The following is a 15,430-nucleotide window of genomic DNA, read 5'->3' as shown; positions in this document are numbered from 1 at the left end:
CCCGCGACCCGGTGGACGCTCCCGTCCCACCCTTCCCACCCCGAAGGACTCGCGATGACCGTGGCATACCTGGTGGCCGGTGTCCGCACCCCGATCGGCCGCTACGGCGGCGCCCTGGCCGGCGTACGCCCCGACGACCTGGCCGCGCACGTGATCCGCGAGCTGGTCGCCCGGCATCCGTCGGTGGACTGGGCCAGGGTGGACGACGTGATCCTGGGCTGCGCCAACCAGGCCGGCGAGGACAACCGCAACGTGGCCCGGATGGCGGCGCTGCTCGGCGGGTTGCCCGAGGAGGTGCCCGGCAGCACTGTCAACCGGCTCTGCGGCTCCGGCCTGGACGCGCTCGCCACCGCCGCCCGCGCCGTCGTCACCGGCGAGGCCGAGCTGGTGGTGGCCGGCGGGGTGGAGAGCATGAGCCGGGCGCCGTTCGTCATGCCGAAGGCCACCTCGGCGTTCTCCCGCACCGCCGAGGTCTACGACACCACCATCGGCTGGCGGCTGGTCAACCCGCTGATGAAGCGGCAGTGGGGGATCGACTCGATGCCGGAGACGGCGGAGAACGTCGCCGCCCAGTACGGCGTGGACCGGGCCGCGCAGGACGCGTTCGCCTACCGGTCCCAGCAGCGCGCCGCGAAGGCGCAGGCGGACGGCCGGTTCGCCGAGGAGATCGTGCCGGTGACCGTGCCGGCGGGGCGCACGGGCAACCGGCTGGTCGAGGTGGACGAACACCCCCGGGAGACCTCGCTGGAGAAGCTGGCCGCGCTGCCCACCCCGTTCCGCGAGGGCGGCACGGTGACCGCCGGCAACTCCTCCGGGGTCAACGACGGCGCGGTGGCGCTGCTGGTCGCCGGCGAGGCGGCGGTGGCCCGGTACGGCCTCACCCCGCTGGCCCGGGTCAGCGGGGCCGCGGCGGCCGGCGTGCCGCCCCGGATCATGGGGGTCGGCCCGGTGCCGGCCACCCGCAAGCTGCTCGACCGGCTGGGCACCGGCCTCGACGCGATCGACGTGATCGAGCTGAACGAGGCGTTCGCCGCGCAGTCCGTCGCGGTGCTGCGCGAGCTGGGGCTGCCGGAGGACGCCGAGCACGTGAACCCGAACGGCGGGGCGATCGCGCTCGGCCACCCGCTCGGTGCCAGCGGCGCCCGGCTGGCGCTGACCGCCGCGCTGGAGCTGCGCCGCCGGGGCGGCCGGCGGGCGCTGGCCACCATGTGCGTCGGCGTCGGGCAGGGCATCTCGCTGCTGCTGGAGTCGGTGGGCTGACCCGGGCGCACGGCGGTGCCCGGCCGGCGGCGGCGGGCCCGGCCCCGGCTCACCCCCCGGCCGGCCGGGACTGCCGTCGCCGGCTCGGCCGATCTCCCCGGAACGGGACGGCCGGGCCTATTGTGGTCAGCACCACACGATCCGCGGGTCGGCCGGTGCGACCGCCGCGTGCCGCGCACGCGTCCCCGGCACCGGTTCCCTCCCGCACCGCGGCGACGACTTGGGGTGCAGCAGTGCAGATGCCGGACGGACTTCCCGTCGAGATCGACCTCTCCCGGCCGAGCGCGGCCCGGGTGTACGACTACTTCCTGGGCGGGGCGCACAACTTCGAGATCGACCGGCAGCTCGCCGAGCAGATCGCGAGCATGACGCCGAACCTGGCGGCCACCATGCGCGCCGGCCGGGAGTTCCTCCGCCGGGCCGTACGGGCGCTGCTGGACGACGGCGTCGACCAGTTCCTCGACATCGGCTCCGGCATCCCGACCGTCGGCAACGTGCACGAGGTCGCCCAGGCGGCCAACCCGAAGGCGCGGGTGGTCTACGTCGACATCGACCCGGTCGCGGTGGCGCACAGCCGCGAGCTGCTCGCCGGCAACGACCTGACCGGGGTGATCCACGCCGACCTGCGCGAGCCGGAGCGGATCCTGGCCGAGGCCCGGGAGCTGAACCTGCTCGACTTCAACCGGCCGCTGGGCATCCTGCTGGCCGGGGTGGTGCACTTCATCCCGGACGCCGACCGGCCCGGCGAGATCCTGGCCACCCTGCGGGCCGCCGCCGCCCCGGGCAGCTACCTGGTGGTGTCCCACTCGACCTTCGAGGACCAGCCGCAGGAGATGCTCGACGCGCAGCGGCTCTCGGCGCGTACCGACACCGAGATCACCCTGCGCTCGTGGGCCGAGATCACCGGCTTCTTCGGCGACTGGACCATCCTGGAGCCCGGCGTGGTGCACATGCCGCTGTGGCGGCCCGACTCGCCGTCCGACGTCGACGAGCACCCGGAGCGGTTCGGCGCCTTCGGTGGTGTGGCCCGGTACGACCGGCCCGCCGGCTGACCCATGACGGCCGTCCCGGATCCCGGCGGGGACGAGATCAGCCGGACCGGCGCCCAGGGGTACGCGGCCGACTGGGCCCGCGCGGTGCGCCGGCTCGGGTTCGTGCCGCTGGACGCGGCCGAGACCGAGCGGCTGCTGCTCGTGCACACCGTGCGGCTGGCCCAGGCCCTGCTCGCCGAGCGGTTCTCCGCCCGGCCGGCCGAGGAGGTCGGCCGGGCGCTGGTCGAGGCGCACCTGACCGAGCCGCGGATGCTGGACTGGTCGGTGCGCTCGCTCGGGGAGCGGTTCCTCGTCGAGGTGGTGCCGGCCCGGGCGCGGACCGCGGCGGCGACCGGGCGGGTCGCGGCCCTGCAGGGCGGGCTGGCCGAGGGCTTCGCCCGGGCGCTGCGCGACCGCACCTTCAGCCAGCAGGAGCGGATCGCCCGGTCGGCCTGGCAGGCCCGGGACGAGGTGGAGCAGGCCCTGCGGGACAGCGAGGCCCGGTTCCGCGCGGTGTTCACCGGCGCGGCGATCGGGATCGGCATCGCCGGGGTGGACGGCCGGATCATCGACGTCAACCAGGCGTTCGCCGACATGCTCGGCTACTCGGTGGACGAGCTGCGGCAGGCGGACGTGGCGTCGCTGTTCCACGCCGACGACGCCCCCGGGATGTGGGAGACCTACCAGCACCTGGTCGAGGGCAAGCAGGACACCGCCCGGCTGGAGAAGCGCTACCACCGCAAGGACGGCAGCGTGCTCTGGACCGACCTGGCCGTGTCGCTGATCCGGCACCACGACGGCCGGCCCCGGTTCACCGTGGCCATGATCGAGGACATCACCGAGCGGTACGAACTCCAGCAGCGGCTGCGCTTCCAGGCGCTGCACGACCCGCTCACCGGCCTACCGAACCGGACGCTGTTCTTCGAGACGCTCGGCCGGATCCTCGACTCCGCGACGCCCGAGCAGCGGGTCGGGATCTGCTTCCTGGACCTGGACGGCTTCAAGGCGATCAACGACAGCCTCGGCCACGACCTCGGCGACCGCCTGCTCGTGGTGATCGCCCGGCGGCTGGCCGACTCCGTCGCCAGCCGGGGCCACCTGGTCGCCCGGATGGGCGGGGACGAGTTCGTCATCCTGGTCGACGACGGCGACGGGATGGCCGAGGCGGTGGCGGTCGCCGAGGCCGCCCTGGCCGCGGTCGCCGCCCCGGTGCACGTCGGCGACCAGCAGCTGGCCGTGTCGGCCAGCGTCGGCATCGTGGAGTGCCCGGCCGGCGGCACCTCCGCCTCCGAGCTGATGAAGGCCGCGGACACCACCCTCTACTGGGCCAAGGCGGAGGGGCGGGGCCGGTGGGCGGTCTACGACCCGGAGCGCGGCGCCCGGGACATCGCCCGGTCGGCGCTGGCCGCCGGGCTGCCCGCCGCGCTGGACCGGGGCGAGTTCGTGCTCCGGTACCAGCCCATCGTCTCCCTGCTGGAGGGCTCGATGCTCGCGGTGGAGGCGCTGGTCCGCTGGCAGCACCCGGAGCTGGGCATGATCGGACCGGACCGGTTCATCGGGCTGGCCGAGGAGACCGGGCTGATCGTCCGGCTCGGCGAGTGGGTGCTCCGGCAGGCCTGCCGGGACGCCGAGCAGTGGCGCCGCCAGTTCCCCGAGGCGCGGCTGGTGGTGAGCGTCAACCTGGCCGCCCGGCAGGCCGACGACCCGGCCATCGTGGACACCGTGGCGGACGTGCTGGCCACCACCGGGCTGCCGGCAGAACTGTTGCAGTTGGAGCTGACCGAGAGCGCGGTGATGGGCACCGCGGGGGAGCCGCTGCGGTCGCTGCACCGGCTCGCCGCGCTGGGCGTACGGCTGGCCATCGACGACTTCGGCACCGGCTACTCCAACCTGGCGTACCTGCGCCGGTTGCCGATCCACTGCGTCAAGCTGGCCGGGCCGTTCGTGGAGGGGATCCGCGGCGACGCCGTCGAGGCGGCGGCCGACCACCGGGACGAGCGGATCGTCGACGCGCTGGTCCGGTTGGCGCACGCGCTGGAACTCTGGGTCACCGCCGAGGCGGTGGAAACCGCCGTGCAGGCCGAACGGCTGCGGGCGCTGCGCTGCGACACCGGGCAGGGCCGGTTCTTCGGCCCGCCGATGCCGGCCGACCGGATCACCGCCCGGCTCGGCGGCGGCGAGGCGGCGGCGTGAGGAGGCGGGTCAGGTGAGTCTGACCGATTCGCAGGCGGCCGTCTCGGTGCTGGCCGCCCTGGCGATCCTGGCCGGGCTGGCCGGGGTGGTGGTGCCCGGGCTGCCGGCGTTGCCGCTGTGCTGGGGCGGGGTGCTGGTCTGGGCGCTCTTCGGCGGCGCGGGCGCCGGCCGGTGGCTGGTGCTTGCGGCCGCCACCCTGGTCGCCCTCGGCGGGACGGTGGTCAAGTACGCCTGGCCGGGGCGCAACCTGAAGCGCACCGGCGTGCCCACCTCGTCGCTGCTGGCCGGCGGGCTGCTGGGGCTGGTCGGCTTCTTCGTGGTCCCGGTGGTCGGGCTGGTGCTCGGTTTCGTCGGCGGGGTGTGGGCGGCGGAACGGCTGCGCCTGGGCGACTCCCGGCTGGCCTGGCCGGCGACGAAGCAGGCGGTGGCGGCGGCCGGGCTGGCCATGCTTGTCGAGTTCCTCGCCGGCCTGCTCATCGCCGCGCTGTGGGTCGCCGGGCTGCTGCTGGGCTGACGGCTGGGCGGCGGCGCGGGGCGGGTGTCGGGTACGGCGTACCGCCGTACGGGTGAGAGAGAGGTGACGTGCCCCGCGCCGCCGCGGTGCCGGGGCGGTCCGAGCGCCCGGCGCCGGCCCGTCGCGATCGGGCCTGGTCACGACGTCAAGGATGCGCCCGGACGGCCCGGGGCGGCAACGGAATTAGCCCGGCCGGCGGTGACATTCCCACCCGTGATGTATTGACCGCCTTGATCGGCGGGACGACACTTTGCCCACTCGCACCGGGGACCCGCCTCGAGGAGGTGTGCAGTGGCCACGACGCCCGCGCCGACCGCCGAGCAGCCGATGGACGACGACGCCCGACGACTCGCCGAACTCGGTTACAAGCAGGAGCTGCGCCGCAAGTGGAGCGGCTTCTCCAACTTCGCCATCTCGTTCTCCATCATCTCCATCCTGGCCGGCTGCTTCACCACCTTCGGCCAGGCCTGGAACAACGGCGGGCCGGTCGCGGTCTCCTGGGGCTGGCCGCTCATCTCGCTGTTCATCCTGATCATCGGCTTCTGCCTGGCCGAGCTGGTCAGCGCGTACCCGACCGCGGGCGGGATCTACTGGTGGGCGGCGCGGATGGGCAAGCCGGTGCACGGCTGGTTCACCGGCTGGCTCAACCTGATCGGCCTGGTAGCGGTCACCGCGTCGGTCGACTACGGCTGCGCGACGTTCCTCAACCTCACCCTCTCCGCGCTCTTCGACGGCTGGGCGGGGACGCTGCGGCAGGCGTTCATCCTCTTCGTGATCATCCTGGTGCTGCACGGGCTGATCAACATCCTCGGGCACCGGATCATCGACGTACTCCAGAACGTGTCGGTCTGGTGGCACGTGGCCGGCGCGACCGCCGTGGTGGCCATCCTGGTCCTGGTCCCGGACGACCACCAGAGCTTCCAGTTCGTCTTCACCGAGCGGTTCAACAACTCCGGCTTCGGCGACGGCGACACCAGCGGGTTGACCTTCTGGTTCTACGTGCTGCCGCTGGGCTTCCTGCTCACCCAGTACACGATCACCGGCTTCGACGCCTGCGCGCACGTCTCCGAGGAGACCCGGGGCGCCTCCCAGGCCGCCGCCCGCGGCCTGTGGCAGTCGATCTTCTACTCCGCCATCGGCGGCTGGATCCTGCTGCTGGCCTTCCTCTTCGCCGCCACCGACGTCGAGGCGGTCAACGAGGCGGGCGGCTTCTCCGGCGCGATCTTCGAATCCGCGCTGACCCCGTTCTTCTTCAAGGCGGTCATCATCATCTCCACCATCGGGCAGTTCTTCTGCGGGATGAGCTGTGTGACCTCGATGAGCCGGATGGCGTACGCGTTCAGCCGGGACCGGGCGGTGCCGGGCTGGCGGCTCTGGTCCCGGGTGGACCGCAACGGCACTCCGGTGAACGCGATCATCGGGGCCACCCTGGCCGGCCTGGTGCTCACCCTGCCCGCGCTCTACCAGAGCCCGGACGGCATCCCGGTCGCCTTCTACGCGGTGGTGTCGGTCGCGGTGATCGGGCTCTACCTGTCCTTCATCATCCCCATCTACCTGCGGCTGCGGATGGGTGACCGGTTCGTCCCGGGACCGTGGACGCTGGGTCCGCGGTACAAGCTGCTCGGCTGGATCGCGGTGGTCGAGATCGCGGTGATCTCGATCTACTTCGTGCTGCCGATCGTCCCCGCCGGGGTGCCCGGCAACCCGGACTTCACCTGGTCGGCGGTGAACTACGCGCCGATCGCGGTGGGCGGGGTGCTGCTGCTGGTAGCGGTCTGGTGGTACGCCTCGGCCCGGCGGTGGTTCACCGGCCCGGTGCGTACCGTCGACCTGCCGGCGCCCCGGGCCGCGGCCGACGGCGACCGGGCGGACGGCGACCGGGCGGACGAGCCGGCGTGAAGTGGCGGCCCGGCGGCGGTTTGCCGGCGCCGGGCCAGCGGGCATTGACGGTGATCACGTCTTACCGGTAGACCTTGGTGATGGAGGCCCGCGGATGAGGAGAGCGCCGCTCACACTGGAACAACTGCGGGTCGCCGTCGCCGAGCACGAGATCGACACGGTGGTGCTGGCCCTGGTCGACATGCAGGGCCGGTTGCAGGGCAAGCGGTTCCACGCGCCCTACTTCCTGGACCAGGTGGTCGCGCACGGCAGCGAGGGGTGCAACTACCTGCTCGCGGTCGACGTGGACATGAACACCGTGGACGGGTACGCCATGTCCGGCTGGGAGCGGGGCTACGGCGACTTCGCCATGCTGCCCGACTTCGACACCCTGCGCCGGGTGCCCTGGCAGCCGGGCACCGCCCTGGTGCTGGCGGACCTCGCCTGGCTGGACGGGGCCGCCCCGGTGGTCGCCTCGCCCCGGCAGATCCTGCGCCGGCAGGTGGAGCGGCTGGCCGAGCACGGGCTGACCGCGTACGCCGGCACCGAGCTGGAGTTCGTGCTGTACCGCGACTCGTACGAGCAGGCGTGGCGGCGCGGCTACCGGGACCTCACCCCGGCCAACCAGTACAACGTGGACTACTCGCTGCTCGGCACCGCCCGGGTGGAGCCGCTGCTGCGCCGGATCCGGCGCGAGATGGCCGGCGCCGGGCTGACCCCGGAGAGCGCCAAGGGCGAGTGCAACCTCGGCCAGCACGAGATCGCCTTCCGCTACGACGAGGCGGTGGCCTGCGCCGACCACCACGTCATCTACAAGAACGGGGCGAAGGAGATCGCCGCCCAGGAGGGCATGTCGATCACCTTCATGGCCAAGCCCAACGCCCGGGAGGGCAACTCCTGCCACATCCACTTCTCGCTGCGCGACCGCACCGGCGGCTCGGCCCTGCTCGGCGACGGCCCGGCGCAGCTGTCGGTGACCGGGCAGCGGGTGCTGGCCGGGCTGCTGGCCACCATGCGGGAGTTCAGCCTCTTCTTCGCGCCCAACGTCAACTCCTACAAGCGGTACCAGCCCGGCTCGTTCGCCCCGACCGCGCTGCGCTGGGGCACCGACAACCGCACCTGCGCGCTGCGGCTGGTCGGCCACGGTCAGGGCATGCGGGTGGAGAACCGGGTGCCCGGGGCGGACGTGAACCCGTACCTGGCCATCGCGGCGCTGATCGCCGGGGCGCTGCACGGCATCGAGCGGGAACTGCCGCTGGGCGAGGAGTGCACCGGCAACGCGTACGACGACCGGGCCGCCGAGCGGGTCCCCGGCACGCTGCGCGACGCCCTCGCCCTCTGGGAGGCGTCGTCGCTGGCCACCGAGGCGTTCGGCGCCGAGGTGGCCGCCCACTACGCCAACCACGCCCGGGTCGAGCTGACCGCCTTCGACGCCGCCGTCACCGACTGGGAACTGACCCGTGGCTTCGAACGCCTCTGACCCGCCGACGCTCCCCGCGATCTTGCACTTTCCGCCCCGGATTCGTGGTGATGAGCGGCTTTTGCCGGGGCAGCAAGCGCAAGATCGCGGAGACGAAGGAGGGCGGGGCGCGTGACCGACGTGCGGAACCCGGCTACCGGGGAGGTTGTCGCGAGCGTGGAAGCGGCCTCGCTCGGTGAGGTGGACGCGGCCATCTCGCGGGCGGCGGCGGCGTACGAGCGGTGGCGGGGGGTCGCGCCGGGGGACCGGGCGCGGCTGCTGCGGCGGTTCGCCGCAGTGGTGGACGCGCACCTGGAGGAGCTGGCGCGGCTGGAGGTGCGCAACTCGGGGCACACCATCGGCAACGCCCGGTGGGAGGCGGGCAACGTCCGGGACGTACTCGACTACTACGCCGGCGCGCCGGAACGGCTGACCGGCCGGCAGATCCCGGTGCCGGGCGGGCTGGACGTCACCTTCCACGAGCCGCTCGGTGTGGTCGGGGTGATCGTGCCGTGGAACTTCCCGATGCCGATCGCCGCGTGGGGTTTCGCCCCGGCGCTGGCGGCCGGCAACACGGTGGTGCTCAAACCGGCCGAGCTGACCCCGCTGACCGCGCTGCGCCTGGCCGAGCTGGCCCGCGAGGCGGGGCTGCCCGAGGACGTGTTCACCGTGCTCCCCGGCGCGGGCTCGGTGGTCGGGGAGCGGTTCGTCACCCACCCGGCGGTCCGCAAGATCTGCTTCACCGGCTCCACCGAGGTCGGCACCCGGATCATGGCCGGCTGCGCGGCCCAGGTGAAGCGGGTCACCCTGGAGCTGGGCGGCAAGAGCGCCAACCTGGTCTTCGCCGACGCCGACCTGGAACGGGCCGCCGCGAGCGCACCGTACGCGGTCTTCGACAACGCCGGCCAGGACTGCTGCGCCCGGTCCCGGATCCTGGTCCAGCGGCCGGTGTACGACCGGTTCCTGGAACTGCTGGAGCCGGCGGTGCGCGCCCTGCGGGTGGAGGACCCGGCCCGGGAGAGCGCCGAGATGGGCCCGCTGATCTCGGCCGGCCAGCGGGACCGGGTCACCGGCTACGTCGACGGCGCGCGGGTGGCGTTCACCGGCTCCTGCCCGCCGGGCCCCGGCTGGTGGTACCCACCGACGGTGCTGCTCGCCGACGCCCCCACCGACCGGCACTGGCGGGAGGAGATCTTCGGCCCGGTGGTCTCGGTGCTGCCCTTCGACGACGAGGCCGACGGGGTCCGGCTCGCCAACGACACCGAGTACGGCCTCTCCGGCTCGATCTGGACCCGGGACGTGGGCCGGGCGGTGCGGGTGGCCCGGGCGGTGGAGTCCGGCAACCTCAGCGTCAACTCGCACTCCTCGGTGCGGTACTGGACCCCGTTCGGCGGGATGAAGCGCTCCGGGCTGGGCCGCGAACTCGGCCCGGACGCGCTGCACGCCTTCACCGACGTCAAGAACGTCTTCATCGCGACGGAGAGCTGAGCGGCGGCCGGTCCACGCACGGGCGCGGGCCGGGCGGCAGAGGGGTAGGGCCGGCGGCGGGACGTCCGGCCGGACGAGCAGATGGGGGAGGACCATGCAGGGTCGGTTGCAGGACCGGGTGGCCGTGGTCACCGGGGCGGGCAGCGGGATCGGGCTGGCCACGGCGCGGCGGTTCGCCGCCGAGGGGGCCCGGGTGGTCTGCGTCGACATCGACGTCGAGGCCGGCAAGCGGGCCGCGGACGGGGTCCGCGGGGAGTTCGTCGCGGCGGACGTGGCCGACGAGGCGGCCGTCCGGGACCTGTTCGACGGGGTGGCCGCCCGGCACGGCCGGGTGGACGTCGCGTTCAACAACGCCGGCATCTCGCCGCCGGACGACGACTCGATCCTGACCACCGGGATCGAGGCCTGGGAACGGGTGCTGCGGGTCAACACCACCAGCGTCTACCTCTGCTGCAAGTACGCCATCCCGCACATGCGGCGGCAGGGCAAGGGCTCGATCATCAACACCGCCTCGTTCGTGGCGCTGATGGGGGCGGCCACCTCGCAGATCGCGTACACCGCGAGCAAGGGCGGGGTGCTGGCGATGACCCGGGAGCTGGGCGTGCAGTTCGCCCGGGAGGGCATCCGGGTCAACGCGCTCTGCCCCGGCCCGGTCGCCACCCCGCTGCTGCGGGAACTCTTCGCCGCCGACCCGGAACGGGCCGCCCGCCGGCTGGTGCACGTGCCGATGGGCCGGTTCGGCGAACCGGAGGAGATCGCCGCCGCGGTGGCCTTCCTGGCCAGCGACGACGCCTCGTTCATGACCGCCGCCCAGTTCGTCGTCGACGGTGGCATCACCGGCGCGTACGTGACGCCGCTGTGACCCGGCCGCTGATCGGGGTCACCGCGTACGTCGAACCGGCCGCCTGGGGGGTCTGGCGGGACGTCCCGGCGGTGCTGGTGCCGCGGGCGTACGTCCGCGCGGTGACCGCGGCCGGCGGCCGGGCCGTGGTGCTGCCCCCGGACGACCGGGACGCCGACGTGGTGCGGGTGCTGGACGGGCTGGTGCTGGCCGGTGGGGCCGACGTCGATCCGGGCCGGTACGGCCAGCCGCCCGCGCCCCGGACCGAGAGCCGGCCGGGGCGCGATGCCGGTGAGCTGGCCCTGCTCGACGCCGCGCTGACCGCCGGGCTGCCGGTGCTCGGCGTGTGCCGGGGGATGCAACTGCTCGTGGTGGCCTGCGGCGGCGCGCTGCACCAGCACCTGCCCGACGTGGTGGGCCACGACGGGCACCGCCCCGCGCCCGGGGTCTACGGCGCGCACGGGGTGCGGTTCACCCCGGGCAGCCTGGCGGCGCGGGTGATGGCCGGGGTGGACCGGGTCGACTCGTACCACCACCAGGCGGTCGCCGACCCGGGCCGGCTGGCGGTCACCGGTTGGTCCGACGACGGGGTGGTGGAGGCGGTGGAGGACCCGGACCGCCCCTTCGTGCTGGGCGTGCAGTGGCACCCGGAGAACGCCGCCGATGCCCGGCCGATCACCGCGCTGGTCCGGGCCGCCGCCCGGGGTGCCGGCACGCCGCGCTGACCGGTGACCGCTTCCGCGGGGTGTCCGGGGCCCGGTCCCCGGGCGGTGATTGTGGACGGTGCCGAAATGTTACCGAGGTCACAATGAGCCGGCGGTCCGGCTCCGCCGGAGCGGGGTAAGTCCCGTCAATGGGACCGGAATGCCTGCTGTCGCAGGCCTTCCGGGCGGCCCGCCCCGGGCGGGTCGCGGACGGTGCGGGCGGGGGGCGTCTCGCCGGCGGGTCGTAGCCGGCGTGGTGCGGGCCCACTAAGCAGCGTCCTCCGGGCGTTGTGCGTTACCTTGCTGCTTCGCCGGGGTACTGGGCGGGGCACGGCCGGTCGATCACCGGCCGAGGCGGGGATGGCCGAAGCGGGAGGCTGCATGAGCTCGGCCCTGGGGGGCGCGGACGGGGATCGACCCCTCGACGGTGCCGACGGGAAGGTTCCGGCCTCGCTGGCCGCGGCCTTCGCCAACGGCGGCGAGATGGGCGGGCGGCTGGCCGACTTCGACTGGTCCACCAGCCCGGTCGGCCATCCGAGCGGCTGGCCCCCGGCGCTGTCCACCGCGGTCAGCACCATGCTCGCCTCCAGCGCGCAGATCGTGATGTTCTGGGGCCCGGACCAGCTCGCCTTCTACAACGACGCCTATCGGCCCACCATCGGCGCCAAGCACCCGCAGGTGCTCGGCCAGCCGGCCCGCGAGCACTGGGCGGAGACCTGGGACGTGCTGGCCCCGCTGCTGGACGGGGTCCGGCGCACCGGCCGGTCCTACCGGGGTGAGGACCATCTCTTCCTCCTCGACCGGCAGGGGTTCGTGGAACAGACCTACTTCAACGTCTCCTACGACCCGATCCGCGGCGCCGACGGCACCGTCGACGGCATCTTCTGCATCGTCAACGAGACGACCGGCCGGGTGCTCGGCGAGCGCCGGCTGCGGGCCCTGGCCGAGCTGGGTTCCGAGCTGGCCGAGGCGAACGGTCTGGCCGACCTCGGCCGCACCGCCGCGGACGTGCTCGACCGGCACCGTGCCGACCTGCCCTTCGCCCTGCTCTACCTGCGCGGCGCAGCCGGCGAGGTCACCCTCGCGGGCTGCCCCGGGGTGGACGCCGGGTCGGTGACCCTGGCGCCGTCGGCGGTGCTCGACCGCCTCGACCCCGACGGCGCCACCGCCGTGGAGGTCACCGACCTGCTCGACGCGGTGCCCGCCGACGCCGCCGGGCAGGCGCTGCTGCTCCCGGTCGCCGCCGCCAACGAGATCGTCGGCGCCGTCGTGCTCGGCGTCGCCCGCCGGCTTCCGCTCACCGCCGACTACCGCGACTTCCTCGACCTGGTCGCCGCGCAGCTGTCCCGGGCGGCCGGCCGGCAGCTGGCGTACGAGCAGGAGCGGGCGCGGGCCGCCGAGCTGGCCGCCCTGGACCGGGCCAAGACCAACTTCTTCGCCAACGTCAGTCACGAGTTCCGCACCCCGCTCACCCTGGTGCTCGGCCCGCTGGAGGAGCTGCTCGCCGACCCGGCGCTGGCCGGGGCGCACACCGACCGGCTGACCACCATGCACCGCAACGCGCTGCGACTGCTCAAGCTGGTCAACACGGTGCTCGACTTCTCCCGGCTCGAATCGGGCCGGCTCACCGCCCACTACCAGCCCACCGACCTGGCCGGCTACACCGCCCAACTGGCCAGCACGTTCCGCTCGGCGACCGAGCGGGCCGGCCTGCGCCTGGTGGTGGACTGCCCGCCGCTGCCGGCGCCGGTCTTCGTGGACCGCGACATGTGGGAGAAGATCGTCCTCAACCTGGTCTCGAACGCGGTGAAGTTCACCTTCGACGGCGAGATCCGGGTCCGGATCGCCGCGGTCGACGACGCCGCCCGGCTGGAGGTCAGCGACACCGGCGTCGGCATCGAGCCGGACGAGCTGCCGCACGTCTTCGAGCGCTTCCACCGGGTCCCCGGCACGCGCTCGCGTACCCACGAGGGTACCGGGATCGGGCTCGCGCTGGTCCGCGAGCTGGTCGAGATGCACGGTGGGCGGGTGGCCGTCACCAGCCGGGTCGACGCTGGCAGCACGTTCACGGTGACCGTCCCGTTCGGCACCCGCCACCTCCCGGCGGACCGGGTGGCCCATGCGGCGCACCCGCGCCCCGAGCCGCTGCAGGCCGACCTCTACGTCGCGGAGACCGCGCTGTGGACCGGGTCGGTCACCGACCAGGCCCCGGCCGGCCCGTCCGCCGGGCCCCCCGCCGGCCGGATCCTGCTCGCCGACGACAACGCCGACCTGCGCGAACACGTCACCCGGCTGCTCTCCCCGACCTGGGAGGTGGTCGCCGTCACCGACGGCGTGGAGGCGCTGCGGCGGGCCATGGAGAGCCCGTTCGACCTGGTGCTGACCGACGTGATGATGCCCCGGCTGGACGGTTTCGGGCTGGTCGCCGCGCTGCGGGCCGACCCGCGCACCCGGTACGTGCCGATCGTGCTGCTCTCCGCCCGGGCCGGCCCGGCCGAGGCGGTCGCCGGGCTGTCGGTCGGTGCCGACGACTACCTCACCAAGCCCTTCTCGAGTCAGGAACTGGTCGCCCGGGTCCGGACCAACGTCGAACTGGGACAGCTGCGCGGGCAGATCATCCGGCGGCTGCGCGGGCTGGCCGACGCGGCGGTGGCGGTCAACAGCGCGCGCACCACCGCCGAGGTGTGCCAGGTCGCCGCGGGGCACGCGCTGAACCTGGCCGAGGCGGCCCGGGTGGTGGTGTCGGCCGGCGGGATCCGCTACGAGGCCGACGCGGGCGGCGTCACCTCGCCCGAGCCCTCGTTCACGCTGCCGCTCACCGGCACCGCCGGGGAGGAACTCGGCGAGCTGCGGGTCTGGCGCGCGGCCGGGGACGGCGCGGACACCGACGAGGCGGCGCTCACCCAGCTGGCCCGGCTGGTCGGCGTCCGGCTGGAGAACGCCCAGCTCTACGAGGCCGAACACCGGATCGCCAGCACCCTGCAACACAGCCTGCTGCCCCGCTCGCTGCCGCAGCTGCCCGGCGCCGTGGTGGCCAGCCGCTACCTGCCCGGCTCCGCCGACGTGGAGGTCGGCGGCGACTGGTACGACGTGGTCGCGCTGGGCGACGACGAGCTCGTCCTGGTGATCGGCGACGTGGTCGGCAAGGGGGTCCGGGCGGCCGCGGCCATGGGCCAGCTGCGCAACGCGCTGCGGGCGTACGTGCTGGAGGGCTTCGACCCCGGCGAGTCGCTGACCCGGCTCAACCGGCTCGTCGGCAGCACCGAGGGGCGCTCCTTCGCCACCGTGGTCTGCCTCTGGTTCAGTCCCCGCACGGGCCGGCTCCGGTACGCCAACGCCGGTCACCCGTCCCCGCTGCTGATCAGAGGAGAGCAGGTGGCGTTCCTGCACGACCGGGCACTCGGGCCGCCGGTGGGCGCCATCCCCGACACCTCCTACGGCACCGCCGAGGGGGAGCTGACCGCGGGCAGCCGGCTGCTGCTCTACACCGACGGCCTGATCGAGGACCGCCGCCTCGGCATCGACGAGGCGCTGGCCCGACTGCGCGCCGACGCCACGAAACCCGGCGAGCACGTGGCCGACCTGGTCGACGCGGTGGTGCGCCGGGTCGCCCAGCGGCCCCGCCGGGACGACGTGGCGGTGCTCGCGCTGGAGGCCACCGAACTCAACCGGTTCGCGCTGCGACTGCCGGCCGACCCGACCCGGTTGAGCGTGCTGCGCAAGCGGCTGGAGGACTTCCTGGTCGCGCACCGGGTCGGCGAGACGGACCTGTTCGACCTGACGGTGGCGGTCTCCGAGGCGGCGGCCAACGCCATCGAGCACCCGGTCGACCCGACCGAGGCGACGATCGGCGTCGAGGTGACCATCGAGGACCGCACGGTGGTGGCCACCATCCGCGACAGCGGCCGGTGGCGGGAGCCGACCGGGGCCGGCTTCCGCGGGCGCGGGCTGTCGCTGATCAGGGCGCTGGGGGAGCTGACCGTCACCCGTACCGCCGACGGGACGGAGCTGACGCTGCGCCGGCGGCTGCAGGACTGAGCCGGCCGGGCCCGGACGCGGGAC

10 protein-coding genes are annotated in these 15,430 nt (G+C 74.1%); all 10 read left to right on the top strand.

The window, feature by feature from the left end; genetic code table 11:
• Positions 1-54: 54 nt before the first annotated feature.
• The 10 genes from pcaF (at position 55) to SM577_RS06990 (ending at position 15,406) form a co-directional block, all read left to right on the top strand.
• A complete protein-coding gene (gene pcaF / locus SM577_RS07035) occupies positions 55-1,260 on the top strand; it encodes a 3-oxoadipyl-CoA thiolase (RefSeq protein WP_302917697.1) in 1,206 nt (401 codons plus the stop codon).
• 233 nt (positions 1,261-1,493) lie between these two features.
• Positions 1,494-2,312 (top strand): SAM-dependent methyltransferase, encoded by an 819-nt coding sequence (locus SM577_RS07030; protein ID WP_474586514.1) that lies wholly within the window; start codon positions 1,494-1,496, stop codon positions 2,310-2,312.
• 3 nt (positions 2,313-2,315) lie between these two features.
• Positions 2,316-4,484: a putative bifunctional diguanylate cyclase/phosphodiesterase gene (locus SM577_RS07025; protein WP_302917695.1), complete on the top strand. Its 2,169-nt coding sequence runs from the start codon at positions 2,316-2,318 to the stop codon at positions 4,482-4,484.
• A 13-nt stretch (positions 4,485-4,497) separates the two neighbouring features.
• A complete protein-coding gene (locus SM577_RS07020; protein WP_474580356.1) occupies positions 4,498-4,998 on the top strand; it encodes a DUF456 domain-containing protein in 501 nt (166 codons plus the stop codon).
• A 291-nt stretch (positions 4,999-5,289) separates the two neighbouring features.
• Positions 5,290-6,897, top strand: coding sequence for an amino acid permease (locus tag SM577_RS07015; RefSeq protein WP_474580355.1), 1,608 nt, complete (start codon positions 5,290-5,292; stop codon positions 6,895-6,897).
• A 94-nt stretch (positions 6,898-6,991) separates the two neighbouring features.
• Positions 6,992-8,356 (top strand): glutamine synthetase family protein, encoded by a 1,365-nt coding sequence (locus tag SM577_RS07010; protein ID WP_302917692.1) that lies wholly within the window; start codon positions 6,992-6,994, stop codon positions 8,354-8,356.
• Between the two features lie 120 nt (positions 8,357-8,476).
• A complete protein-coding gene (locus SM577_RS07005) occupies positions 8,477-9,823 on the top strand; it encodes an aldehyde dehydrogenase family protein (RefSeq protein ID WP_474586640.1) in 1,347 nt (448 codons plus the stop codon).
• A gap of 94 nt (positions 9,824-9,917) precedes the next feature.
• Positions 9,918-10,685: a 3-oxoacyl-ACP reductase gene (locus SM577_RS07000; protein ID WP_474580354.1), complete on the top strand. Its 768-nt coding sequence runs from the start codon at positions 9,918-9,920 to the stop codon at positions 10,683-10,685.
• On the top strand, positions 10,682-11,389 hold the full coding sequence (locus SM577_RS06995) for a gamma-glutamyl-gamma-aminobutyrate hydrolase family protein (RefSeq protein WP_474586513.1): 708 nt from the start codon (positions 10,682-10,684) through the stop codon (positions 11,387-11,389). Before SM577_RS07000 ends, SM577_RS06995 begins: the two co-directional genes overlap by 4 nt.
• A 360-nt stretch (positions 11,390-11,749) precedes the next feature.
• Positions 11,750-15,406: a SpoIIE family protein phosphatase gene (locus tag SM577_RS06990; protein ID WP_474580352.1), complete on the top strand. Its 3,657-nt coding sequence runs from the start codon at positions 11,750-11,752 to the stop codon at positions 15,404-15,406.
• Positions 15,407-15,430: the final 24 nt, after the last annotated feature.

This window comes from Micromonospora desertarenae, from assembly GCF_056150265.1.
Note: the sequence above shows the minus strand (reverse complement) of the source record. Positions and strands in the feature narration are given on the sequence as shown.

Coding starts and splice junctions, on each gene's coding strand:
- SM577_RS07025 (WP_302917695.1), top strand. CDS start 2,316: ATGACGGCCGTCCCGGATCCCGGCGGGGACGAGATCAGCCGGACCGGC.
- SM577_RS06990 (WP_474580352.1), top strand. CDS start 11,750: ATGAGCTCGGCCCTGGGGGGCGCGGACGGGGATCGACCCCTCGACGGT.
- SM577_RS07000 (WP_474580354.1), top strand. CDS start 9,918: ATGCAGGGTCGGTTGCAGGACCGGGTGGCCGTGGTCACCGGGGCGGGC.
- pcaF (WP_302917697.1), top strand. CDS start 55: ATGACCGTGGCATACCTGGTGGCCGGTGTCCGCACCCCGATCGGCCGC.
- SM577_RS07010 (WP_302917692.1), top strand. CDS start 6,992: ATGAGGAGAGCGCCGCTCACACTGGAACAACTGCGGGTCGCCGTCGCC.